General features: G+C 66.6%; 23 protein-coding genes and 2 tRNA genes. 12 read left to right on the forward strand and 13 right to left on the reverse strand.

The window, feature by feature from the left end; all coding sequences use genetic code 11:
* Window positions 1-12 precede the first annotated feature (12 nt).
* The 6 genes from E7V67_022770 to E7V67_022795 all read right to left on the reverse strand — a co-directional run bounded on the left by E7V67_022770 (window position 13) and on the right by E7V67_022795 (window position 5,069).
* On the reverse strand, window positions 13-207 hold the full coding sequence (locus tag E7V67_022770; protein ID WUR12496.1) for a hypothetical protein: 195 nt from the start codon (window positions 205-207) through the stop codon (window positions 13-15).
* A gap of 52 nt (window positions 208-259) precedes the next feature.
* Complete coding sequence (gene xerD, locus E7V67_022775; protein ID WUR12497.1) at window positions 260-1,159, reverse strand: site-specific tyrosine recombinase XerD; 900 nt, start codon at window positions 1,157-1,159, stop codon at window positions 260-262.
* Window positions 1,135-1,659, reverse strand: a complete 525-nt coding sequence (locus tag E7V67_022780) for a methylated-DNA--[protein]-cysteine S-methyltransferase (GenBank protein WUR12498.1) — start codon at window positions 1,657-1,659, stop codon at window positions 1,135-1,137. Before E7V67_022780 ends, xerD begins: the two co-directional genes overlap by 25 nt.
* A 462-nt stretch (window positions 1,660-2,121) precedes the next feature.
* On the reverse strand, window positions 2,122-3,411 hold the full coding sequence (locus E7V67_022785; GenBank protein WUR12499.1) for a TRAP transporter large permease subunit: 1,290 nt from the start codon (window positions 3,409-3,411) through the stop codon (window positions 2,122-2,124).
* Window positions 3,408-3,968, reverse strand: coding sequence for a TRAP transporter small permease (locus tag E7V67_022790; GenBank protein WUR12500.1), 561 nt, complete (start codon window positions 3,966-3,968; stop codon window positions 3,408-3,410). The genes E7V67_022785 and E7V67_022790 overlap by 4 nt, the downstream gene beginning before the upstream one ends.
* Before the next feature lie 108 nt (window positions 3,969-4,076).
* Entirely contained in the window at window positions 4,077-5,069 is a 993-nt protein-coding gene (locus tag E7V67_022795; GenBank protein ID WUR12501.1) for a TRAP transporter substrate-binding protein, read from the reverse strand.
* Between the two features lie 174 nt (window positions 5,070-5,243).
* Here E7V67_022795 and E7V67_022800 point away from each other — a divergent pair, with 174 nt between their 5' ends.
* Genes E7V67_022800 through E7V67_022810 form a run of 3 tightly spaced genes read left to right on the forward strand, consistent with a single transcriptional unit; the run spans window position 5,244 to window position 8,615 of the window.
* Window positions 5,244-7,238: a PAS domain S-box protein gene (locus E7V67_022800; GenBank protein ID WUR12502.1), complete on the forward strand. Its 1,995-nt coding sequence runs from the start codon at window positions 5,244-5,246 to the stop codon at window positions 7,236-7,238.
* A gap of 29 nt (window positions 7,239-7,267) precedes the next feature.
* Window positions 7,268-7,855: a response regulator gene (locus E7V67_022805; GenBank protein WUR12503.1), complete on the forward strand. Its 588-nt coding sequence runs from the start codon at window positions 7,268-7,270 to the stop codon at window positions 7,853-7,855.
* A 7-nt stretch (window positions 7,856-7,862) separates the two neighbouring features.
* Complete coding sequence (locus E7V67_022810; protein ID WUR12504.1) at window positions 7,863-8,615, forward strand: AAA family ATPase; 753 nt, start codon at window positions 7,863-7,865, stop codon at window positions 8,613-8,615.
* Window positions 8,616-8,637: 22 nt separating this feature from the next.
* Here the strand turns inward: E7V67_022810 and queG are convergent, their stop codons facing one another.
* Window positions 8,638-9,780, reverse strand: coding sequence for a tRNA epoxyqueuosine(34) reductase QueG (queG, locus tag E7V67_022815; protein ID WUR12505.1), 1,143 nt, complete (start codon window positions 9,778-9,780; stop codon window positions 8,638-8,640).
* A 43-nt stretch (window positions 9,781-9,823) separates the two neighbouring features.
* Between queG and tsaE the strand changes: the two genes are divergently transcribed.
* The 3 genes from tsaE to E7V67_022830 are packed head-to-tail and all read left to right on the forward strand — an operon-like array spanning window position 9,824 to window position 12,520.
* On the forward strand, window positions 9,824-10,309 hold the full coding sequence (tsaE, locus tag E7V67_022820) for a tRNA (adenosine(37)-N6)-threonylcarbamoyltransferase complex ATPase subunit type 1 TsaE (GenBank protein ID WUR12506.1): 486 nt from the start codon (window positions 9,824-9,826) through the stop codon (window positions 10,307-10,309).
* Complete coding sequence (locus E7V67_022825; GenBank protein WUR12507.1) at window positions 10,273-11,715, forward strand: N-acetylmuramoyl-L-alanine amidase; 1,443 nt, start codon at window positions 10,273-10,275, stop codon at window positions 11,713-11,715. Before tsaE ends, E7V67_022825 begins: the two co-directional genes overlap by 37 nt.
* 10 nt (window positions 11,716-11,725) lie before the next feature.
* Window positions 11,726-12,520 (forward strand): D-hexose-6-phosphate mutarotase, encoded by a 795-nt coding sequence (locus tag E7V67_022830; protein ID WUR12508.1) that lies wholly within the window; start codon window positions 11,726-11,728, stop codon window positions 12,518-12,520.
* Here the strand turns inward: E7V67_022830 and E7V67_022835 are convergent.
* Together E7V67_022835 and E7V67_022840 are read right to left on the reverse strand one after the other, a co-directional pair.
* On the reverse strand, window positions 12,504-13,520 hold the full coding sequence (locus tag E7V67_022835) for a carbonic anhydrase family protein (GenBank protein ID WUR12509.1): 1,017 nt from the start codon (window positions 13,518-13,520) through the stop codon (window positions 12,504-12,506). The genes E7V67_022830 and E7V67_022835 overlap by 17 nt on opposite strands.
* Window positions 13,521-13,642: 122 nt before the next feature.
* Window positions 13,643-14,287 (reverse strand): VTT domain-containing protein, encoded by a 645-nt coding sequence (locus tag E7V67_022840; protein ID WUR12510.1) that lies wholly within the window; start codon window positions 14,285-14,287, stop codon window positions 13,643-13,645.
* A gap of 169 nt (window positions 14,288-14,456) precedes the next feature.
* Here E7V67_022840 and E7V67_022845 point away from each other — a divergent pair, with 169 nt between their 5' ends.
* The 5 genes from E7V67_022845 (at window position 14,457) to E7V67_022865 (ending at window position 18,761) form a co-directional block, all read left to right on the forward strand.
* Window positions 14,457-15,374 carry a peptidylprolyl isomerase gene (locus E7V67_022845; GenBank protein WUR12511.1) on the forward strand — a complete coding sequence of 306 codons (918 nt, stop codon included), beginning with the start codon at window positions 14,457-14,459 and terminating at the stop codon, window positions 15,372-15,374.
* Between the two features lie 228 nt (window positions 15,375-15,602).
* On the forward strand, window positions 15,603-17,489 hold the full coding sequence (gene mutL / locus E7V67_022850; protein WUR12512.1) for a DNA mismatch repair endonuclease MutL: 1,887 nt from the start codon (window positions 15,603-15,605) through the stop codon (window positions 17,487-17,489).
* A gap of 7 nt (window positions 17,490-17,496) precedes the next feature.
* A complete protein-coding gene (gene miaA / locus E7V67_022855) occupies window positions 17,497-18,432 on the forward strand; it encodes a tRNA (adenosine(37)-N6)-dimethylallyltransferase MiaA (protein WUR12513.1) in 936 nt (311 codons plus the stop codon).
* 90 nt (window positions 18,433-18,522) lie between these two features.
* Window positions 18,523-18,599 (forward strand) — tRNA-Met (locus E7V67_022860).
* Between the two features lie 85 nt (window positions 18,600-18,684).
* Window positions 18,685-18,761: transfer RNA gene (locus tag E7V67_022865), tRNA-Met, on the forward strand.
* Between the two features lie 40 nt (window positions 18,762-18,801).
* Here E7V67_022865 and E7V67_022870 read toward each other — a convergent pair.
* On the reverse strand, window positions 18,802-19,590 hold the full coding sequence (locus E7V67_022870) for a hypothetical protein (protein WUR12514.1): 789 nt from the start codon (window positions 19,588-19,590) through the stop codon (window positions 18,802-18,804).
* 178 nt (window positions 19,591-19,768) lie between these two features.
* On the opposite strand from E7V67_022870, the gene E7V67_022875 reads away from it, so the two are divergent.
* Complete coding sequence (locus E7V67_022875) at window positions 19,769-20,020, forward strand: hypothetical protein (protein ID WUR12515.1); 252 nt, start codon at window positions 19,769-19,771, stop codon at window positions 20,018-20,020.
* Here the strand turns inward: E7V67_022875 and E7V67_022880 are convergent.
* From E7V67_022880 to E7V67_022890, 3 genes are read right to left on the reverse strand one after another with little or no spacing between them, the layout of a single operon-like run.
* Window positions 20,017-20,169, reverse strand: coding sequence for a DUF1427 family protein (locus E7V67_022880; protein ID WUR12516.1), 153 nt, complete (start codon window positions 20,167-20,169; stop codon window positions 20,017-20,019). The two genes, E7V67_022875 and E7V67_022880, sit on opposite strands and share 4 nt — an antisense overlap.
* On the reverse strand, window positions 20,166-20,399 hold the full coding sequence (locus E7V67_022885) for a XapX domain-containing protein (GenBank protein WUR12517.1): 234 nt from the start codon (window positions 20,397-20,399) through the stop codon (window positions 20,166-20,168). The genes E7V67_022880 and E7V67_022885 overlap by 4 nt, the downstream gene beginning before the upstream one ends.
* A gap of 7 nt (window positions 20,400-20,406) precedes the next feature.
* Window positions 20,407-22,242 (reverse strand): amidohydrolase, encoded by a 1,836-nt coding sequence (locus E7V67_022890; protein WUR12518.1) that lies wholly within the window; start codon window positions 22,240-22,242, stop codon window positions 20,407-20,409.
* Between the last annotated feature and the right edge of the window lie 44 nt (window positions 22,243-22,286).

Raw genomic sequence — 22,286 nt, forward strand, 5'->3', positions numbered from 1 at the left:
TGGCTTACGCGGTTACTGCTCCTTCTCGACGTCGGCACTCTCTTCGGCCTCATCGGCTTCCTCCGCCTCGTCCGTCTGCTCAGCAGAAGCCGTTTCCCCCGCGGGACGCAGCTTCGCCTCCTGCTTGCGCCGGGCCTTTTCCTCGGCCTTGCGTTTCTTCTCCAGCTCCCGTTGCCGCTTCTCGTACGAGAAATTCGTTTTTGCCATGGCGTACCTCCTTTGCGGTCATTATGCCGTAGCTCCAGCATCGCAGACTTTTTTATCCGCGCGGATGATGTACCGCATGCAACTGCTTAAGCCGTTCGCGCGCCACGTGGGTGTAGATCTGCGTGGTGGAGATGTCCGAATGTCCCAGCAAGAGCTGGACCACGCGCAGGTCGGCGCCATGGTTGAGCAGGTGCGTCGCGAAGGCGTGCCGCAAGGTGTGGGGTGACAGCGGCGCCGTGATGCCGGCGCGCGCCGCGTGCTTCTTGACGATGACCCAGAACATCTGCCGCGTCATCGCCCCGCCGCGCGCGGTGACGAACAGGGCGTCGTCCTGCTGGCCGTTGAGGATGATGCCGCGCGCTTCTCGCAAATAGCGTTCAAGCCACGCGCGCGCCTGCGCGCCGAACGGCACCAGGCGGGTCTTGCTGCCCTTGCCGGTGATGCGCAGCACGCCTTCGTTCAGGCCCAATTCAGTGAGCTTGATCGCCACCAGTTCGGACACCCGCAGCCCGCTGGCGTACATCAGCTCCAGCATCGTGCGGTCGCGCACCCCCAGCGGCTCGCGCTCATCCGGCGCGGCCAGCAGCGCCTCGACCTGCGCTTCGGAGAGGGTGTGCACGAAGCGCGTCGGCTGCTTCGCGGACGCCACTTTCAGGCACGGGTCCTGCGCGATCCGGTTCTGCCGCAAGGCCTGCTGGTAAAAGCGCTTCAGTACCGACAGGCGGCGGTTCGACGTGGTCGCCTTGGTGTCGTCATGGCGCGCGGCGAAATACGCGTCGACGTCGGCCCGTGTCACGGCCAGCAGCGATTTGCCGGCCTGGGTCACGTCCAGCCACTGCGCGAACGCGCGCATGTCGCGGCGGTAGGCGTCCAGCGAATTCTTCGACAGCCCATCCTCCAGCCACAAGGCGTCGCAGAAGGCGTCGATCAGAGCAGCGTCGTCTGCTGCCATGCGTACTCGCGCAGTCCTTCGTGGGCCAGCAGCCAGCGCTTGACGTTGAGGGTGAAACCATTACGGTCGTCGCTGCCGGCAAAACCGCCCAGGCCCTGGGCACCCGTCACGCGGTGGCACGGCACCACCAGCGGGAAGTAGTTGGCGCCACAGGCCTGGCCCACCGCGCGCGGCATCGAGCCGACGTGTTTCGCCACCTCGCCATAGGTGCGCACTTCGCCGCGCGGGATCGCGCTGATGGTCGCCCATACCTTGCGCTGGAATTCGCTGCCCACCTGTGCCAGCGGCAGGTCGAAACGGAAGTCCGGATCGTCGCAGTAGCGCAGCACCTGGGCCGCGGCTTGCTCGGCGACGCCATCTTGCGGCGCCTTTTCCTCGAAGCTGGCCGGCAGGTAGACCAGCTCGGTGATGACGGCTCCGCCGGTGCGGATGCCGAGGGCGCCGAATGGGGTGGGGACGATGGCGGCAAACAGCTCGCTTGCCTGTTGTATTTTAGTCACGTTTGAACTCCCTGCTGCTGTGGCGGACATGCTACACGATCGCCCTGGCGCCAGCCATATTCAGGATGCCCAGACGAAAAAAAACGCACCCGCAGGTGCGTAGGGTCGAAAAAAACGCACCCGCAGGTGCGTTTTAACTCTTACGTTGGCACGGTTCCGGCTGTTTGGTCCCGCTGCGGCGTGGCTTGTGGCCGCCTGCAGCGGTGATGCCAACAGCATCTTGTAAACCGCGTGTCTCCTCGCATTATCGCGCCGTCTCCGGCAGCCTTCTTATTTACCACTCCCCACTAATACGCATGTTCTTTGCTACCTTGGTGCATATCGATATATGTTGCACCAAACCGGAGCGAGGCAATCATAACTGATCCGTCCTCGACTTTCTCCAGTTTTTTTTAGGCAAGTAACAAATTGGTCACACTGCAAATCATAGTGGCAACGAAGGCATTTTTTGTGGTAAGCGCGTCAACCGACGCTGCCGTACACCAGGTTCGGCAGCCACAGCGAGATCGCCGGCACGTACGTCACCACCAGCAGGAAGCCCAGCATCGTCAGCAGCCACGGCATCACCGCCACCGTCAGCTCCGAGATGCCCATCTTCGTGATACCCGAGGCCACGTACAGGTTCAGGCCCACCGGCGGGTGGCACATGCCCACTTCCATGTTCACCACGATCAGGATGCCGAAGTGGATCGGGTTGATGCCCAGCGCGACCGCCACGGGGAACAGGATCGGCGCCATGATCAGCACGATGGATGACGGCTCCATGAAGTTACCCGCGATCAGCAGCAGGATGTTCACCACCAGCAGGAAGGCGATCGGGCCCAGGCCCTGCGCCGTCAGCCAGGCCGCCATCTCCTGCGGGATGTTCTCGCTGGTCATCAGGAACGAGAACAGCACGGCGTTCGTGATGATGTACAGCAGCATCGCCGACATCGAGGCGGAATCGAGCAGCACCTTGCCGACCTGTTTCAGCTTCAGGTCCTTGTAGACGAACACGGCGATGATGAACGCATACACCGCCGCCATGGCCGCCGCTTCCGTCGGCGTGAACACGCCCGAGTAGATGCCGCCCATGACGATGACGATCAGCAGCAGGCCCCAGCCGCTCTTGCGGAACGCGGCAAAGCGCTCGCCCCAGGTGGCTTTCGGCATGCGCGGGTAGTTGTGCTTTTTCGCCAGCACCCAGGTGGTCAGGCCCAGCAGGAATGCCAGCATGATGCCGGGCACCACGCCGGCCATGAACAGCGCGCCCACCGACGTGTTGGTGGTCACCGAATACATCACCATCACGATCGACGGCGGGATCAGGATGCCCAGTGCGCCCGAGGTCGTGATGACGCCCGCGCCGAAGCGCTTCGGATAGCCCTGCTTCACCATGGCCGGCAGGATGATCGAGCCGATCGCCACGACGGTCGCCGGGCTGGAACCGGAAACCGCCGCGAACAGCGCGCAGGCCAGCACGCCCGCGAGCGCCAGGCCGCCGTGCCAGTGGCCGACCATCGACGTGGCGAAGTTGATCATGCGCCGCGCCACGCCGCCGTGCGTCAGGAAGTTACCGGCCAGGATGAAGAACGGGATCGCCATGATCTCGAATTTCTCGATGCCGGTAAACAGCTTCAGCGCCACCGACTCGATCGGCACCTGCGTCATCGTGAACAGGAACGTCAGCACCGTCAGGCCGAGCGAAATGGAAATCGGCATGCCGGTCAACATCAGGACCAGCAGCAGTGCAAAAATGATCAGTGCGTTCATGCTTTCACTCCTTGGACTTCCTCGTCCAGGCCTTCAACGTGGGAATGGTCGTGCTTCGGCAGTTCACCGGTGCGGATGAAGCGCACCATCACCTGCAGGAAGCGGAACGACATCAGGTAGGAACCGAGCGGCACGGCCAGGTAGACGAGCCACATCGGCACTTCCAGGTCGGCCGAGGTCTGGTCGGTATGGCCGATCTCCCACACGAACGTGGCGCCCAGGGTGCCGACGACGCCGGTAAACAGTGCGCCGGCCAACAGGCCAAACACGATGAACTTGTTGCGCCATGGCGTGGACAGGCGGTTGATGACGACGTCCACCCCCACGTGGATGCCGGTGCGCACGCCGTAGGCGGCGCCGAACTTGGCCATCCACACGAACATGTAGATGCACAGCTCCTGCGCCCAGCTGGTGTTGATCTGAATGAGTTCGTCCTGCAGCCAGCCGATGGGCAGGCCGGACAGGTAGCGGTGCACGACCGCCACGAAAATGATGAAGGTGGCCGCGCCCATCAGGGTCGCAATGATCCACTCTTCCAGGTGGTCCAGGAATTTCATGATGTTCTTTCAATAGAAACGGCTCGGGAAAGCCGATGCTGAGAAGGGACTGGGTTCGGTGAGGCGAAGGGGCGGCAGGACGCCGCCCCCGGACTGCGGCAGTGACGCTTACTTCGCGCCTTCCTTGTTGATCGCGTTGATCAGGTCTGCGCCGATACGGCTTTCCATCTGTTTCTGCACAGGGGCCAGGGCTTTCTTCCACTCGGCCTGCTGCTGGGCGTTCAGCGTGATGAACTGGGTCTTGCCCGATTTTTTCATCGCGTCCAGCGCCATGTCGTTGTCGCGCTGGGCGATGGCTTTTTCATACGTGGTCGCTTCGCGCATCGCGCCTTCCAGCGCCGTGCGGATGTCGGCCGGCAGGCCATCCCAGAACTTCTTGTTGACGATGACGGCGTAGCCCAGGTAACCGTGGTTGGACAGGGTGCCGTACTTCTGCACTTCGTGCATCTTCTGCGTGTACATGTTCGACGGCGGGTTCTCGGTGCCGTCCACGACGCCGGTCTGCAGCGCCTGGTACACCTCGGAGAACGCCAGCACCTGCGGGTTGGCGCCCAGCGCGCGCATCTGCGCGTCCAGCACCTTGGACGACTGGATGCGCATCTTCAGGCCGCGGAAGTCGGCCGGGGTGGTCAGGGGCTTGTTGGCCGACATGATCTTGAAGCCGTTGTCCCAGTACGCCAGGCCCGTGATGCCCTTGCTTTCCAGCTTCTTCAACAGGCCCTTGCCGATCGGGCCTTCCGTCACGTTGTACAGCGCGGTCTTGTTGGGGAAGATGTACGGCAGGTCGAACACCTCGAATTCCTTCACGCCCAGCGGGCCGAACTTGGCCAGCGACGGCGCCAGCATCTGCACGGCGCCCAGCTGCAGCGCTTCCAGTTCTTCCTTGTCCTTGTACAGCTGGCTGTTCGGGTAGACCTCAACCTTCACGCGGCCGTTGGTGGCCTTTTCCGCCAGCTGCTTGAAGCGCTCGGCGGCCTGGCCTTTCGGCGTATCCAGCGCCACGACGTGGCTGAATTTGATGACGATCGGTGCCTGGGCGAAGGCGTTGGACGTGATGGCGGCGGTCGCGGCCAAGGCGACCAGGATGGTCTTGAGCTTCATGTGTGTCCCCACAAAAGAGTTGGTTTATTATCGGGTGTCGATCGGGGCCGCAGCGCGCGGTTGTCGCCGTCGCAAACCCTACTTCTCGCCATTCCATTCTGTGCAACTGCCCCGCAAGGGGCTATTGTGGAAAACCACAATAGCCGAGCGCCGGGATTTCATTACTCTCAGACAATGATTAATTCTTCGAAGCTGGCCGCGCGCCTGCCCTTCCCGCACACCGTGCGCTGGCTGATGCCGGTCGTGCTGGTGTTGTTCTTCCTGGCGATCCTGATCTGGTTGCCCTGGCAGGCGCGCCAGATGGAAAGCAGCGAACGGCAGGAACAGCTGATCGCGGACACGCTGTGGGTCGAGCAGACCATCCGCTTCCAGATGGGACGGCACGAGGAAAGCATGCGCACGCTGGGCAACGACATCCTGTCCGGCATGCCGGCCGACCAGCTGCGCGAACGCATGCTGCGGCTGATGAAGACGGGCACGGAACTGAAGCGCCTGATGTGGCTGGAGCCGGACGGCCGCGTGGTCGCCTCCACCGAGGCCGCGCCGCCGCGGGCGGCGCGGTTGTCGGCATCGTCGCGCGACGCGGCCGAACGGGCCCGGCGCGGCCGCAATCCCGCCTACGGCCAGCCCGAGCCGGAGACCTTGAACCCGGCCGGCACGCCCGGCGCCATCATGATGGACTACCACCTGCCGCTGTTCCGCGGCGACAGCTATGTCGGCAGCGTCGTGGCCACCTACCAACTGTCAAGTCTCCTGGACGAGATGGTGCCGTGGTGGTTCGCCCAGGACAACCAGATCACCTTGCTGGACCGCGACGACCGCATCCTGGCCCGGCGCGCGGCGGCCGGCCCCGGGCACGGCGTTTACACGCACAAGCGCGCGCTCGACCTGCCCGGCGTGTCCGTCACCCTGATGACGGACAGCGTCAAGAGCGAACCGAAGCTGCTGCCCAACCTGCTGGTGGGCTCCGTCATCGCGTTGTCGCTGGCGCTGCTGTGGAGCCTTCTCGCGCTGTGGGGCCACATCTCGCGCCGCCTGGCCGCCGAGGACGCGCTGCGCCAGCAGATGGCCTTCCGCACGGCGATGGAGAACTCGCTGGTGACGGGCCTGCGCGCGCGCGACCTGGAAGGCCGCATCACCCACGTCAATCCCGCCTTCTGCCAGATGGTGGGCTATACCGAGGAAGAGCTGGTGGGCCGCTCGCCGCCGATGCCGTACTGGGCACCGGAAGTGATGGCCGAGTACCAGCACCGCCTGGCCAACGTGCTGGCCGGGTCGGTGACGCCGCAGTTCGAGACCATCTTCCAGCGCCCGGACGGCACCCGCATCCCCGTGCTGATCTTCGAGGCGCCGCTGGTGGACGACGCCGGCCGCCACACGGGCTGGATGGGCTCCATCCTCGACATCTCCGACCGCAAGCGCATCGAGGAACTCAATCGCGAGCATCAGGAAAAACTGCAGGCCAGCGCGCGCCTGGCCACGATGGGCGAGATCGCGTCGATGCTGGCGCACGAGCTGAACCAGCCGCTGGCCGCCATCTCCAGCTACACGACCGGCGCACTGAACCTGCTGTCGCGCAGCGACGGCGCGCCGGTCGACAGTGGCAAGCTGAAACCGGCGCTGGAGCAGGCCAGCGCCCAGGCGCGCCGCGCCGGCCAGATCGTGCGCAGCGTGTTCGACTTCGTCAAGAAGCGCACGGCCGAGCGCCAGGACGTGGCGCTGGCCGATATGCTCGACAGCATCCGCGCGCTGATCGAGCTGCAGGCGCGCCACTACCAGGTGACGTTTCGCAGCGTGCTGCCGGCCGACCTGCCGCTGGTGCGGGCCGACCGCATGATGATCGAGCAAGTGCTCCTGAACCTGACCCGCAACGGCATCGAGGCGATGGCCAACGTGCCGCTGGCACGCCGCACGCTGATGCTGGAAGCCTGTTACGATGCGCCCGCGCACCAGGTCAGCGTCTGCATCGTCGACAACGGCCATGGCATCCCGCAGGAGGTGGCGGAACGGCTGTTCTCGCCGTTCTTCTCGACCAAGGCGCAGGGCATGGGCATGGGCCTGAACATCTGCCGCACCGCGATCGAGTTCCACGGCGGCACGCTGACGCACCGCGACAATCCCGAAGGCGGTACCATATTCACTTTTACGCTGCCCGCGTCCGGCGCGTAGTTATTTGTACGGAAACAACGGAGTAACCGATGCTGCATATCGTCGATGATGAAGAAGTGGTGCGCGATTCGCTGTCGTGGCTGGCCTCGTCGCGCGCCATCGCCGCCGCCACCTACGACAGCGGCGTCAAGTTCCTCGCCTGGGTCGAGTCGGGCCAGTTCGACCCGGCCGGCGACTGCGTGCTGCTGGACGTGCGCATGCCGGACATGAACGGCGTGGCCGTGTTCGACCAGTTGCATGCGCGCGGCCTGACGCAGCGCCTGCCGGTGATCTTCCTGACCGGCCACGGCGACGTGCCGATGGCCGTCGATACATTGAAGCGTGGCGCGTTCGACTTCTTTGAAAAACCGTTCAACGACAACGACCTGATGGACCGGGTGCAGGAAGGGCTGGCGAAATCGCTGCACGCCAGCGCCAGCGCGGCCGTCCACGCACGCCTGGCCACGCTGTCGAGCCGAGAACGCGAAGTGCTGGACCTGATCCTGGCCGGCAAGATGAACAAGGTGGTGGCGGACGAACTGGGCATCAGCATGCGCACGGTGGAAGTGCACCGCGCCCACATCTTCGACAAGATGCAGGTCAAGACCGCCGTGGAACTGGCCGGCCTGCTGAAGTAAGACGGCCATGGCGCTGTCGTCCAGCTTCGCGATCGACCTGACGCTGCGGCGCGACATCGTCCCCGATTTCGACCGCTACCCGTTCAACCTGCCGGCCGTGCGCCACCTGCAGGTGCTGCCCTTCCATCCGGCCGTCACCTTCATCGTCGGCGAGAACGGCAGCGGCAAGTCCACCCTGCTGGAAGCGATCGCCGTCGCGCTGGGCTTCAACGCCGAAGGCGGCAGCCGCAATTTCAATTTCGGCACACGCGCCTCGCACTCGGTGCTGCACGAGTACGTGCGCATCGCCAAGGGCTTCCGGCGGCCGCGCGATGGCTACTTCCTGCGCGCCGAAAGCTTCTTCAATGTGGCGACGGAGATCGAGCGGCTGGACGAGGTCGGCCTGGGCGATCCGATTTCAGGCGCCTATGGCGGCCGCTCGCTGCACGAGCAGTCGCACGGCGAATCGTTCATGGCGCTCTTGACGCACCGCTTCCGCGGCCGTGGCCTGTATGTGCTGGACGAACCGGAAGCGGCGCTCTCGCCGCAGCGCCAGCTGGCCGCGATGGCGCGCATCCACCAGCTGGTCAAGGAAGGCTCGCAATTCATCATCGCGACGCACTCGCCGATCCTGATGGCCTACCCCGACGCCCGCATCTATGCCTGTACCGACAAGGGCTTGCGCCGCACCGACTACGTGGATACGGAGCATTACCAGGTGACGCATGATTTCCTGGTCAATCCGCAGCGCACCCTGGATGTGCTGCTGGCGGACGAGTAACCCTAACCCCGGTGTCAGGCACCTATCCGGGGGCGGCAACGCCCCCGGATAGGTGCCTGACACCACGGGTTGCGTCCACCCCATGCCGCGCCAGCGCCCAGGCCACATGCTCGCGCACCAGCGCCGACGGATGCTCCGCCCGCGCCAGCAGCCCGGCAACGATGGCGGCGTCGCCCCGCGCGCCCGCATCGGCCGCGTTGCCCAAGCCGACAGCGAGGTTGCGCAGCCACCGTTCATGGCCGATGCGGCGGATCGGACTGCCCTCCATATTGCGATTGAACTCTTCCTCGCTCCACGCGAACAGCGCCAGCATGCTGGCACTACCAAGCCCGTGACGCTCGTCGAAATCCGGCAGGGTGGCGCGCTGGGCGAACTTGTTCCAGGGGCAGGCGGTCTGGCAATCGTCGCAGCCGTACACCCGGTTGCCCAGCAGCGGCCGCAGCTCCTCGGGAATCGCGCCCTTCAGCTCGATCGTCAGGTAGGAGATGCAGCGGCGCGCGTCGAGCCGGCCCGGTCCCAGGATGGCCTGGGTCGGACAGGCCGTGATGCAGGCGCTGCACTGGCCGCAATGCGCCTCGGTCGGCGCGTCGATTGGCAGCGGCAGGTCGACCAGGATCTCGCCCATGAAGAACATCGAGCCGGCGGCGCGGTTGAGCAGCAAGGTGTGCTTGCCGCGCCAGCCCAGGCCCGATTTTTCCGCCAGCGGCAGTTCCATCACGGGCGCCGAATCGGTGAAGACGCGGTAGCCGAAGGCGCCGATGGCGCCCTGGATACGGTCGGCCAACTGCTGCAGCCGGGCGCGCAGCACCTTGTGGTAGTCGCGCCCGCGGGCATAGACGGAGATCACGGCCGCCTGCGGGTCGGCCAGCCGGGCACGTTCGCGCTCGCGCCAGCCGGCGCCGGCACTCTCGGGCAGGTAGTTCATGCGCGCGGTGATGACGCGTACCGTGCCGGGCACCAGCTCGGCGGGCCGGGCGCGCTTCATGCCGTGCGTTGCCATATAGTCCATTTCACCGTGCATGCCGGCGTCCAGCCAGGCCTGCAGGCCCGCTTCGGCCGCCGCCAGGTCGATGTCGGCGATGCGTACTTCGGCAAAGCCCAGTTCCTGGCCCCACGCCTTGATGGCGGCGGCCAGCGCTGTGAGTTCTTCTGGTGAGGGGGACATCGGACGGTACAATGACGGCAGGAACAATCCACCATTTTATGCCATGCAGTCCTTCAAAGCCCATCTCCGTGACGAATCCCACACCGCCGCCCTCGGCGTGGCGCTGGCGCGCGCCCTGCTGCCGGGCATGGCAGTCTACCTGCACGGCGACCTCGGTGCCGGCAAGACGGCGCTGACGCGCGCGCTGCTGCACGCGGCCGGCCATCCGGGCCACGTCAAAAGCCCCACCTACACGCTGGCCGAGCCGTACCACGTCAAGGTCGATGGCCAGGACGTCAACATCATCCACTACGACCTGTACCGGATGGGCAGCCCGGAGGAATTCCTCGACGCCGGCTTCCGCGAGGATTTCGACGGCCGCAACGTCTGCATCGTCGAATGGCCGGAAAAGGCCGAAGGCGTGCTGCCGGCGCCGGACCTGCGCGTCATTCTCGCTGTGGCCGGCACGGGACGTGATGTAGAATTGCAGGGTTCTTCCGCATTAGGTTCGTCATGCCTGCAACGCCTCCACTTCCCCCGGATACTCTGATCGCGCCACGGCCCGGCAAGACCCGGCGCACCTTCCTGAAGGCCGGCGGCACCCTGCTGCTGTCGGTACTGGCCCCTTTGCCTGCGCGCGCCGCACAGATCATGGCCGTGCGCGTGTGGCCGGCGGACGACTACACCCGCGTCACCCTGGAAAACGACAGCGACCTGAAAACCTCGCACTTCCTGGTCAAGGACCCGGACCGCCTGGTCGTCGACATCGAAGGGCTGGAACTGAATCCCACCCTGAAAACGCTGGTGGCGAAGATCCAGTCGAACGACCCGTACATCAAGCAGGTGCGCGTGGGCCAGAACCGCCCGAATGTCGTGCGCCTGGTGTTCGACCTGAAGGCGCCGATCCGGCCCCAGGTGTTCACCCTGGAACCGGTGGGCGTCTACAAGCACCGGCTGATCTTCGACCTCTACCCGGTGCAGCCGATCGACCCGATCGCCGCGCTGATCGAGAAGGGCGAATGGTCCAGCGACGGCAAGCCGGTGGGCCAGCCGCCCGCCACAGCGGCGGACGCGCCCGCGGCCACCCTGGGCAACGCGCTGCCGCTGCCGGACAACAAGCTGCCCGCGCCGGGCGTGCCCTCGGAGGCCCTGCCCCGTCCCGACATCGCCGCCGTGCCGCCGAAGGCCGAACCGACGCCGCCGCCCGCGAAGCAGGAGCCGAAGAAGGCGCCGGGCGACAAGCTGGTACGCATGCTGACGGTGGCGCTGGACCCCGGCCACGGCGGCGAGGACCCGGGCGCCATCGGCGCCAAGGGCAGCCGCGAGAAGGACATCGTGCTGGCGATCGCCAAGCGCCTCAAGTTCAAGATCGAGGAGCACCCGAACATGCGCGTGATGCTGACGCGCGACGGCGACTTCTTCGTTCCGCTCAACAAGCGGGTGGAAAAGGCGCGCAAGGTCGATGCCGACCTGTTCGTGTCGATTCACGCGGACGCTTTCGTCTCGCCCTCCGCGCGCGGCTCGTCCGTGTTCGTGCTGTCCGAGAAGGGCGCCAGCTCGTCGGCGGCACGCTGGCTGGCCAACAAGGAAAACCAGGCCGACCTGATCGGCGGTGCCAACACGCAGGGCCACGACCCGCAACTGGCCAGCGTGCTGTTCGACCTGTCCACCACGGCGCAGATCAACGACAGCCTGAAGGTCGGCAAGGCCGTGCTGTCGCAGATCGGCGGCATCAACAAGCTGCACAACGGCGCCGTCGAGCGGGCCGGCTTCGCCGTGCTGAAGGCGCCGGATATCCCGTCGATCCTGATCGAGACCGCTTTCATCTCCAATCCGGACGAGGAGGCGCGCCTGCTCGACAACGCCTACCAGGACCAGATCGCGGACGCCATCGTCAAGGGCATCCGCCAGTACTTCGCCAAAAACCCGCCGCTCGCCAAGAGCCGGCTGACCTGAGGATTACGATATGAAGATGGTGACGTTCGGCGAGCTGCCGGCCGTGTGTATCACCGCGCCCGACGGCGCCGAGGCGACCATTGCGCTGTACGGCGCCCACCTGGCGTCATGGAAGACGGCCGACGGGCGCGAGCGCCTGTTCATGAGCGAACGTTCCCCGCGCGACGGCAGCGCGGCCATCCGCGGCGGCGTGCCCGTCATCTTCCCGCAGTTCTCCACGCGCGGCACCGGCCAGCGCCATGGCGTGGCGCGCCTGTCGCACTGGCGCCTGGCGGACCACGGCAGCGACGCCAGCACCGCCTGGGCCGAATTCGCGCTGACGCAGGACGACGTGCCGCCGGCGCTCGCCGCGGGCTGGCCCCATGCGTTCGCCCTGACGCTGCGCTTCACCCTGCAGCCGGGCGCCATCGCGATGCGCTTCACGGTCACCAATACGGGCGCCGCGCCCTTCGATTTCGCCACCGCGCTGCACACGTACTACGCGGTGGACGACTTCACGCGCACGGTGCTGGAAGGCCTGCCGGAACAGTCGCCGCTGCACTTCGGTCCGAAACTGGACAACATCTACGCGGCCCCGCCAGAGCTGGCGCTGGCGCACGATGGCGGCAAGCTGCAATTACGGCAGCAAGGCTTTACGGAGTGGGTGGTGTGGAATCCGGGCGCCGAGGGCGCCGCGGCACTGGCCGACATGGCCGATCACGAATGGCAGCGCTTCGTCTGCATCGAGCCGGCCCGCGTCGACAAGGGAGAGCTGGCCGCCGGCGCCACGTGGACCGGCGAGCACACGATTACTGCGACTCTTTGATCATCCGGCCCGAGCTGGCCTGCACCGGCCGGGCGTTCAACGGATAGAGCCGCGAGAACAGCGCCATCTGCTCGGGCGATGCCTGCAGCGGCTCCTTCATCACCAGCCACAGCACGCCTTCCGTGCACGGCGGTTCGGACAGCGATCCCATGTACGTGTAGTAGTCGCGCCGTTCCGGCAGCAGGTCGTTCGGGTCGAACACGATCGAGGGCGTGAACGTGTCCTTCTTCTCCAGCGGCAGGTTGTTCCACACCGTCTGCACGGCAGGTTGCGGGCGCCCGCGCTGCAGCATCAACGCCAGGATGGCCACGTGCCCTTCGACGTCCTTGTGCACCAGGTGGATGCCCATCTCATAGCTCTTGCCGTTGACGCGCTCCTCGGCCGGACGGTGGAAGTGCAGCTGCTGCAGCTCGTACGTGCGGCCCGCCACGGACAGGTAGTTGCCGCCGCCCAGTTGCACCTGCACGGTGTGGCCGTTGTCCGTCACGCTGAACGACGAGGGGCGGTAATCGAAGGCGATCTGCTCCAGGTCGACCTTGATGCCGTCGCGGATGTCGATCGGCGACTGCCGCGTGCCGCCATTGCACTTGTTCCAGCTGGCGTTGATCTTGCTCCAGTTGGCCGGACCGAACTCGCCTTCGTAGGTCCAGAAGGTGCCGTTGGCCGGTGGCGGCGGCGCGGCCGCGATGGCGGCGGCGCGGGCAGCCTTGGCGGCGGCGTCCTTCTTGGCCTTGGCGGCGGCCGCCATGCGTGCGGCCTGGTTGGCGCGCATCGCGGCCAGGCGTTCGGCGATCTTGGCGGACAGCTCGGCTTCGGCCATCTCTTCCTGCTCGCGCGCGGAGAGTTTCTTGGCCGGCGCCTCCTTCTCCTTCAGCGAGGATTTGGAGGGCTTGGCCGGCAGGATGGACGGAATGGAACCCTTGGCCGACGCGGGCGGCTCGTTCGCACCGGCGGTGCCGAGGGCGAGGCAGCAGGCAGTGAGGGCAATCAGCTTGCGCATGTTAATCCGGAAAGTAAAAGAAGCGTTACCCCGGTTAACGGATGCCGTGCGGCAAAACTTGAGGCAGGCCTGCCGTATATCTTGTGCCCAGCCCTGCGCTGTCGTTGCGCAGGGCGCCCGGTTTAACGCCTCAGCATTTTGCGGCTGAATTTCCACAGCCCGCCAACGGCCACCGGCACGATGGCGACCGCCACGCCGATCAGCACGATCGCGGTCAGGTTGTCGCGGATGATAGGCATGTTGCCGAACAGGTAACCGGCCACGCACAACGAGATGACCCAGGCCAGCGCGCCCGCCACGTTGTAGAGCTGGAAGCGGCCGAAGGTCATGTCGGAGACGCCGGCCACGAATGGCGCGAACGTGCGCACGACCGGCACGAAGCGGGCCAGGATGATGGTCTTGCCGCCGTGGCGCTCGAAGAACTCGTGGGTGCGGTGCAGCGCATCCTTGTTGATCCAGCGGTAGTTGTGCGTGAACATGCGCTGCCCGATGGCCTCGCCGATCAGGTAATTGGTGGTGTTGCCCAGCACCGCAGCCGTAATGAGCAGGAAGATCAACAGCCCCAGGTGCATCTGGCCCGTGGCGCAGAAGGCGCCGGCGATAAACAGCAGCGTGTCGCCCGGGAAGAAGAACAGCACGACCAGGCCTGTTTCGGCAAAGATGATAAAGAACAGCACGGCGTACACATAGACACCGTATTGCGCGATCAAAGTGCCCAGCGTCTTGTCGACGTGGACCAGCATGTCCAACAGTTGAACGAAATCCATAGATATCCCAAAAGGTTGCGGCGGGAATCATACACCAGCGACATGTATGCAACACCCCGCCCCGACGATATTTTGCGTCATTGCCGGACAAGAAAATCCTTTTGCCAGTCTAACCATGTTAACGTCTACAATTCTTAGCGCTCGCTTAGTCCATACAACAGGAGATCCGATGCCGTTCCACCGCCACCTGCCCACCATGGCCGCCGCGCTGCTGGCCGCTTGTTCCGCACTGTCGGCCGCCGAGCTGCCGCCCAAGCCGACCGTGGCGGACGTCGTCAAGTCGTCCCGCGCCAGCGAATGGCGCCTGCCCGACCCGGACAACACGCTGTACATGGACATCCCCTCCGGCCGCGTCGTCATCGAACTGGCGCCCGAGTTCGCGCCGCAACACGCCGCCAATATCCGCGCCATGGTGCGCGAGGGCTATTTCGACGGCCTGGCGATCCTGCGCTCGCAGGACAACTGGGTGGTGCAGTGGGGCGATCCGGACGAGAAGAACCCGAAAGCGCTGAAGACGGCCAAGGCCAAGCTGCCGGGCGAATTCACTGTGCCACTGAAAAGCATCAAGGATTTCACCCGCCTGCCCGACCGCGACGGCTATGCGCCGCAGGTGGGTCACGCCAACGGTTTCCCGGCCGCGCGCGACCCGAAGAGCGGCCAGGCCTGGCTGGCGCACTGCTACGGCATGGTGGGCGTGGGCCGCGACACGGCGTCCGACAGCGGCAACGGCGGCGCCCTGTACGCCGTCATCGGCAACGCGCCGCGCCACCTGGACCGCAACATCACGGTGGTCGGCCGCGTCATCGACGGCATGCCGCTGCTGTCCGTGCTGCCGCGCGGCACCGGCGCCATGGGCTTTTACGAGCAGCCGGAGCAGATGGTGCCGATCAAGTCCGTCCGCCTGGCCGCCGACGTGCCGGAAGAGCAACGCAGCAAGCTGGAGATCCTGCGCACCGACTCGGCCAGTTTCAAGGCCGTCGCCGAAGCCCAGCGCAACCGCGGCGGCCCCTGGACCAAGGTCGCCGCCGGCCACGTCGACCTGTGCAACGTGCCAATCCCGGTGCGGCAGCAGGCCAGCACCAACTAAACAGCCGAGCCCGTGTCCCACCGCGGGGTCAGTCACCTAAGTGAGACACGGGCTGGACCATTCCGTACACTGCGCCAGGCCGGGTATTGTCCCGCAGCGAACATCGGTCGAGCTCGTGTCCCGTTTCGGTGACTGACACCGCGGTGGGACACGGGCTCGGCACTGGCGGCGGGTTTTCGCCGGCCGGGCCGGCTTGCCGGGCCGATACGGCGGTTATAATGGGCGGCTATGAATGCGCCACCCTCTCCCCGCCCGATCCGGGCCCTTCCCGATCAGCTCATCTCCCAGATCGCCGCCGGCGAGGTGGTCGAGCGACCGTCCGCCGTCGTCAAGGAGCTGCTGGAGAACGCGCTGGACGCCGGCGCCACCCAGATCACGGTGCGGCTGGAGGAAGGCGGCGTCAAGCGCATTTGCATCACCGATAACGGCAAGGGCATCCCGCCGGACCAGATGCCGCTGGCGCTGGCCCGCCATGCCACGTCGAAGATCGCCTCGCTGGACGACCTGGAAAACGTCGGCACGCTGGGCTTTCGCGGCGAGGCGCTGGCGTCGATCGCTTCCGTTGCCGTCGTCACGCTGACGTCGCGCACGGCCGACGCGGCCCATGCCTGGGAGCTGGAGGGCTCGCACCTGGGCACCGTGCAGCCATCCTCCGGCGCGCCCGGCACCACGGTGAACGTGCAGGACCTGTACTACAACACGCCGGCGCGCCGCAAATTCCTGAAGTCCGAGCAGACCGAATTCGGCCACTGCGCCGAGGTCGTGCGCCGCATCGCGCTGGCGCGGCCGGACGTGGCCTTCACCCTGTCGCACAACGGCCGCACCGTGGATCACTGGATGGCGTCCGATATGGCCAAGCGCAGCGCCCAGATCCTGGGCGAGACGTTCGCCGAGGCGCGCCTGCCGATCGACGAAGGCTCGGGCGTGCTGCGCCTGCACGGCTTCGCCGGCCTGCCGACGGCCTCGAAGGCGCGCGCGGACTGCCAGTACTTCTACGTCAACGGCCGCTTCGTGCGCGACAAGCTGCTGGTGCACGCCGTGCGCGCGGCCTACGAGGACGTGCTGCACGGCGACCGCTTCCCGTCCTACGTGCTGGCCCTGGACCTCGACCCGGCGCTGGTGGACGTCAACGTGCATCCGTCGAAGATCGAGGTGCGCTTCCGCGACGGCCGCGCCGTGCACCAGTTCGTGTTCCACGCCGTGCAGCGCGCGCTGGCGCAGACGTCGGCCACGGCGCACGGCAGCGTGCCCTCGCCGCTGCCCGCCGCCGAGACGCTGGGCGCCAGCGGCCCGCTGTGGCGCCCGCAGCAGCAAGCCTCGTTCGGCTCGATCCTGAACCCGTCGTACACGCCGACGTTCTCGCCCTCGCCGTTCGCGCGGCCCGGCGAAGGCGGCGTGGCGCAAAGTACCGAGCGCTATGGCGCGCTGTTTGCCGAGACCGACGCACCGGCGCCACCGTCCTACCCGATGCCGCAGGCCACGCAATACGTGGCCTCGTCCGCCGCGCTGGCCCACGAAGAATTCCCGCTCGGCTTCGCACTGGCGCAGCTGCACGGCATCTACATCCTGGCCCAGAACAGCAAGGGACTGGTGCTGGTGGACATGCACGCGGCGCACGAGCGCATCCTGTACGAGCAGCTGAAGAACGCGCTGGACGCGCAGATCTCCGGCAGCGAAATGCAGATCCAGACGCTGCTGATCCCCGTCACCTTCTATGCGGACGCGGTGGAAGTGGGCACCGTGCAGGAGCACGGCGACACCTTGAAGACGCTGGGCTTCGACATCGCCGTGCTGTCGCCCACCACCCTGGCCGTGCGCGCCGTGCCGGCCCTCTTGAAGAACGCGGATGCGCAGACGCTGGCGCGCGACGTGCTGCGCGACGTGCGCGAATTCGGCGGCTCGCGCGTGCTGATCGAGCGCCGCAACGAGCTGCTGGGCACCCTGGCCTGCCACACCGCGGTGCGCGCCAACCGCATCCTGACGCAACCCGAAATGAACGCCCTGCTGCGCCAGATGGAAAGCACCGAACGGGCCGACCAGTGCAACCACGGCCGCCCTACCTGGGTGCAGGTCGAGATCGGCGCGCTGGACAAGCTGTTCCTGCGCGGCCAATAACCATCGTATGAATCACACTGCACAGCGGCCGCGCGCGGTCGCCATCATGGGCCCGACCGCGTCGGGCAAGACCGCCGCCGCGCTGGCCATTGCCGCGCGCGTGCCGGCCGAGATCATCTCCGTCGATTCCGCCCTGGTCTACCGCGGCATGGACATCGGCACCGCCAAGCCCACGCGGGAGGAACTGGTCAGCGTGCCGCACCACCTGATCGACATCATCGACCCGCTCGACAGCTACAGCGTGGCGCAGTTCCGCAGCGCGACCCTGCGCCTGGTCGACGAGATCCACGGACGCGGCAAGCTGCCGCTGCTGGTCGGCGGCACCATGTTGTACTTCAAGGGTTTAACGGACGGCCTGGACGACCTGCCGGGCGCCGACCCGGCCGTGCGCGCCGAGCTGGAAGACGAAGCGGCCCGCCTGGGCTGGCCCGCGCTGCACGCGCGCCTGGCCACGCTGGACCCGGAAACGGCGGCGCGCCTGAAGCCGAACGACGCGCAGCGCATCCAGCGCGCGCTGGAGATCATCCGCCTGTCCGGCCAGCCGATGTCGGCCCTGCTGGCGCAGCGCGCGCCGGAAACGCTGCCGTTCGACCTGACGTCGTTCGCGCTGGAGCCATCGGACCGCGCCGTGCTGCACGAACGGATCGCGCGCCGCTTCGACCTGATGCTCGAAAATGACGCGCTGCTGGACGAAGTCGAGCACCTGCGCCGGCGCGGCGACCTGCACCCGGGTCTGCCATCGATGCGCTGCGTGGGCTACCGCCAGGCCTGGGAATACCTGGACGGCCGCATCGACTACGCGACCATGCGCGAGACCGGCATCATCGCCACGCGCCAGCTGTGCAAGCGTCAGCTGACGTGGTTGCGCGCGATGCCGGAGCGGATCGTCATCGACTGCCTGGCGCCCGACGCGACCGCGCAGTTGCTGGCGCGCTTGCCATGACGCTTTGATATCGCGGCGGCGCGCGGTGGCAAATTCGTTGGCGCGTGCCTTGACACTTGTAGTGCCAACCGCCATAATGCTTGCCGTTGCGGTGATATAGCTCAGCTGGTTAGAGCACAGCACTCATAATGCTGGGGTCGGTGGTTCAAGTCCACCTATCACCACCACCAGAATGCACGATGATGGCCTGTCCGGTAACGGCACAGGCCATTGTTCTTTCAAGGCGCGGCCTTGTCGAATTGTCAGTTTTCCGGTGATATAGCTCAGCTGGTTAGAGCACAGCACTCATAATGCTGGGGTCGGTGGTTCAAGTCCACCTATCACCACCAGATGCGAAAGCCGCCGATCCTTACGGGTCGGCGGCTTTTTTCATGGCACCGTGGCCACCAGGTCCGGACTGCCGTACATGCGCGCATACGCCGGCAGTGCCCCGGCCGCGCAGTCGATCATCTTGCGCCCGACCGCGGCCAGCGCCGGATCTTCGCTGCGGCTCAGCGCCAATCCCACCTTGTGCTGCGCCGGGTAGCTGTGATGCAGCGCCGCGAACATATCCGCAGCCGTGATGACGGGCGCCGGCGCCGCCCCGTCGAAATGCTGGCGCCCGGTCAGCGTGGCGCCCACGACGCCATGCAGCGCGCCGATGCCGTGCTGCTGCAGCCATTCCATCAGCTGGATCGTACGATAAGCCGTGGAGTTGTCGCGCGCGGGCCGCTCGGCCAGCAGCGTGTAGACCTGGACCCGCGCCAGCCAGTTTCCCTCGGCCGCGGCGCGGTACAGGTTGCGCGTCAGCTTGTGGTCCTTGCGGCTGTCGGGGAAGCGGTCGAGCCACGCGTCGACGGCATCGAGCCGCGGTACCGGCCCCACCTCGGCCGGCAGTTTGCAGACGAACTGCTCGGGGTCCTGCACCGTCGCCACGTCCGTCATGACGCTGGTCAGCAGGCGGTCCATGCGGCGCGTCAGCTCGTCCTTGTCGAGCACCTGGACGGGCCCGAGCCAGCCCAGGTCGTCGCGCCGCGGTGCCTGCGTCAGGCGCGGCCCTTCGCCGCGCGCCTCGCGCGGACCGCTCCATCGGCCGGCGTGGTGTTCGTTGTGCGTGGCCGCGTAGATCAGGCCTCCTGCCATCAGCAGCAGTAAGGCCAGCGCCGATTTGCTGTTCATGATTGCCCCTTCAGTCCGTGCAGTCGGGCCAATGTAGAGCGAGTAGCCACGGGGCAAGTTGCGATGACGCAATAAATCCGCGCGACTGTTGCGTGGCCCCGTCAGGCGCGCCGACCTTTGCGTCCGCTCAGCGGCGCGCGGCGGCGCCCTTCCTACACTGGCGCTTTTGGGAGCGAACATGATCGATCTGATGACACCCCTGAGCCGCACCATCGCCACCCGCCGTGCGGACATCCTGGCCGCCGTGCATGGCAAGCCCGGCACCGCGTCGATCGCGGCGCTGCAGAACGACGAGACCGTGACGACATTGGCGCGCTGCTGCTACGCACTGCTGCCGGGCGTGGTGCGGCTGGCCGTCAAGGAAGACGCGTTCCGGGCCTTCGTCTTTCAGCACCGCGACCAGCTGCTGGCCCAGCTGGTGCAGGCCTAGAACCAGCCGCCGGCGACGTAGCCGGACGTCATGGCGACGACCAGCAGCGCACCGATGGGTGTGGGCGGCGCGGGCGACGGAATATCGCAGGCGCGGCAGATGGCGCCGATGGCCAGGCCCAGCACGGCGCCGACGACGAGCGCGCTCATGGTGCCTCCCCCGCCGCGCCATCGAGCGCATGGCCGCCGCAATGCCGGCGGTGGCGCGCGGCCCGACGCGCCACGTAGCGGTCCACCAGCCAGTAGCCGCTGCTCATCATGAACACCAGCAGCGCGCCGGACAGCACGGGCGGCGATGCGGCCGGGATCTGGAAGCGGCGGCAGGCCAGCCCCACGACGAACGACAGCACCAGCCCCGCCAGGATCTTCAGGTAGTTCATCGGGGCCTCAGAACGCAAAGCAGCTGCAGCCAAACGCGCCCCAGAAACCGGCGAAGTCCGATACCGGGACGGTCGACTTGCGCGCCACGTCGTGCGCATGCGCGTGGACACCGCACGCCCCGGCGCACTGGTGCGCCAGCGCCGGTTGCGGCGCCACCGCGCGGTAATGTCCCGGCACCTTGGCCACCGGCGACCACTCCGGCAGCACCGGCAAATCCGGCGGACCCAGTTTGGTGAACTCGGCCTGGCCGAACACGATGCGCCCGCCGACCACCGTCAGCACGGACTCGATCGACTTGATCGCTTCCTCGTCGACGCGGAAGAAGTCGGCCGACAGCACGGCCAGGTCGGCCAGCATGCCGGCCTGGATGCGGCCCTTCTTGCCCTGCTCGTTGGAGAACCAGGCGCTGCCCGCCGTCCACAGTTCAAGGGCCGTCTCGCGCGGCAGCTTGCCGCCCGCGTCGTACAGGCGCAGCCCGCCAACGGTGCGGCCCGAGACCAGCCAGTACAGCGCCGTCCACGGGTTGTAGCTGGCCACCCGCGTCGCATCCGTGCCCGCGCCCACCGGCACGCCCTCGGCCAGCATGCGCTGGATCGGCGGCGTCGCCTTGGCCGCCTCGGCGCCATAGCGCTCGACGAAGTACTCACCCTGGAACGCCATGCGGTGCTGGATCGCGATGCCGCCGCCCAGTGCCTTGACGCGCTCGATGTTCCTCGGGCTGATCGTCTCGGCATGGTCGAACAGCCAGTGCAGGCCGTCGAAGGGAATCTCCCGGTTGACCTTCTCGAACACGTCCAGCATGCGGCCGATCGACTCGTCGTAGGTCGCGTGCAGGCGGAACGGCCAGCGCTGGCTGACGAGATGGCGCACCACCTGCTCCAGCTGCCCTTCCATTTCCGGCGGCAGGTCGGGGCGCGGCTCCAGGAAGTCCTCGAAGTCGGCCGCGGAGAACACCAGCATCTCGCCGGCGCCGTTGTGGCGGTACCAGTCGTTGCCCTGGCCGGGCTTGACGCTGTCGGTCCAGCGCTGGAAGTCCTGCAGCTCCTGGCCCTTGTTCTGCGTGAACAGGTTGTAGGCGATACGGATCGTCAGCTGGTCCTCACGTGCCAGCTGCTCGACGACCTGGTAATCCTCCGGATAGTTCTGGAAGCCGCCACCGGCGTCGATGGCGCTGGTCAGGCCCAGGCGGTTCAATTCGCGCATGAAGCGGCGCGTCGAGTTGACCTGGTGCTCCAGCGGCAGCTTCGGGCCCTTGGCCAGCGTGGCATACAGGATCAGCGCGTTCGGGCGCGCGATCAGCATGCCGGTCGGGTTGCCGCTGGCGTCGCGCACGATCTCGCCGCCCGGCGGATTGGGCGTGTCCCTGGTATAGCCGACGGCGCGCAGGGCCGCGCGGTTCAGCAGTGCGCGGTCGTACAGGTGCAGCACGAACACCGGCGTACCCGGCGCCGCCGCGTTCAGGTCGTCGATGGTCGGCATGCGCCGTTCGGCAAACTGGAACTCGGTCCAGCCGCCGATCACCCTTACCCATTGCGGGCTGGGCGTGCGCAGCGCCTGCTCCTTCAACATGCGCAGCGCGTCGGCCAGCGAGGGCACGCCTTCCCAGCGCAGCTCCAGGTTGTAATTCAGGCCGCCGCGGATCAGGTGCAGGTGCGAGTCGTTCAGGCCGGGGATGACGGTGCGACCGTTCAGGTCGACGACCTGCGCATCGGGCGTGCGGTGACGCATCACGTCGTCGGCATCGCCCACGGCGAGGAATTTGCCGGCGTCGATGGCGACGGCGCTGGCGACGGGATTGGACTTGTCGCCCGTGTGGAAGCGGCCGTTATGAAGTATCAGCATGGTGTGGACAAGGGAATGGGACGATGCGGTCGATCATACGCCGG

This window comes from [Empedobacter] haloabium (assembly GCA_008011715.2).
GTDB lineage: Bacteria > Pseudomonadota > Gammaproteobacteria > Burkholderiales > Burkholderiaceae_D > Rugamonas > Rugamonas haloabia.

Bases quoted from the DNA above. Each gene is read 5' to 3' on its own strand.
- E7V67_022800 (WUR12502.1), top strand. From the start codon at position 5,244: ATGATTAATTCTTCGAAGCTGGCCGCGCGCCTGCCCTTCCCGCACACC.
- E7V67_022880 (WUR12516.1), bottom strand. From the start codon at position 20,169: ATGAGCGCGCTCGTCGTCGGCGCCGTGCTGGGCCTGGCCATCGGCGCC.
- E7V67_022770 (WUR12496.1), bottom strand. From the start codon at position 207: ATGGCAAAAACGAATTTCTCGTACGAGAAGCGGCAACGGGAGCTGGAG.
- E7V67_022805 (WUR12503.1), top strand. From the start codon at position 7,268: ATGCTGCATATCGTCGATGATGAAGAAGTGGTGCGCGATTCGCTGTCG.
- E7V67_022790 (WUR12500.1), bottom strand. From the start codon at position 3,968: ATGAAATTCCTGGACCACCTGGAAGAGTGGATCATTGCGACCCTGATG.
- E7V67_022810 (WUR12504.1), top strand. From the start codon at position 7,863: ATGGCGCTGTCGTCCAGCTTCGCGATCGACCTGACGCTGCGGCGCGAC.
- E7V67_022785 (WUR12499.1), bottom strand. From the start codon at position 3,411: ATGAACGCACTGATCATTTTTGCACTGCTGCTGGTCCTGATGTTGACC.
- E7V67_022835 (WUR12509.1), bottom strand. From the start codon at position 13,520: ATGCGCAAGCTGATTGCCCTCACTGCCTGCTGCCTCGCCCTCGGCACC.
- E7V67_022885 (WUR12517.1), bottom strand. From the start codon at position 20,399: ATGAACTACCTGAAGATCCTGGCGGGGCTGGTGCTGTCGTTCGTCGTG.
- queG (WUR12505.1), bottom strand. From the start codon at position 9,780: ATGTCCCCCTCACCAGAAGAACTCACAGCGCTGGCCGCCGCCATCAAG.
- mutL (WUR12512.1), top strand. From the start codon at position 15,603: ATGAATGCGCCACCCTCTCCCCGCCCGATCCGGGCCCTTCCCGATCAG.
- xerD (WUR12497.1), bottom strand. From the start codon at position 1,159: ATGGCAGCAGACGACGCTGCTCTGATCGACGCCTTCTGCGACGCCTTG.
- E7V67_022830 (WUR12508.1), top strand. From the start codon at position 11,726: ATGAAGATGGTGACGTTCGGCGAGCTGCCGGCCGTGTGTATCACCGCG.
- E7V67_022795 (WUR12501.1), bottom strand. From the start codon at position 5,069: ATGAAGCTCAAGACCATCCTGGTCGCCTTGGCCGCGACCGCCGCCATC.
- E7V67_022875 (WUR12515.1), top strand. From the start codon at position 19,769: ATGATCGATCTGATGACACCCCTGAGCCGCACCATCGCCACCCGCCGT.
- E7V67_022890 (WUR12518.1), bottom strand. From the start codon at position 22,242: ATGCTGATACTTCATAACGGCCGCTTCCACACGGGCGACAAGTCCAAT.
- E7V67_022825 (WUR12507.1), top strand. From the start codon at position 10,273: ATGCCTGCAACGCCTCCACTTCCCCCGGATACTCTGATCGCGCCACGG.
- E7V67_022845 (WUR12511.1), top strand. From the start codon at position 14,457: ATGCCGTTCCACCGCCACCTGCCCACCATGGCCGCCGCGCTGCTGGCC.
- E7V67_022870 (WUR12514.1), bottom strand. From the start codon at position 19,590: ATGAACAGCAAATCGGCGCTGGCCTTACTGCTGCTGATGGCAGGAGGC.
- miaA (WUR12513.1), top strand. From the start codon at position 17,497: ATGAATCACACTGCACAGCGGCCGCGCGCGGTCGCCATCATGGGCCCG.
- E7V67_022840 (WUR12510.1), bottom strand. From the start codon at position 14,287: ATGGATTTCGTTCAACTGTTGGACATGCTGGTCCACGTCGACAAGACG.
- tsaE (WUR12506.1), top strand. From the start codon at position 9,824: ATGCAGTCCTTCAAAGCCCATCTCCGTGACGAATCCCACACCGCCGCC.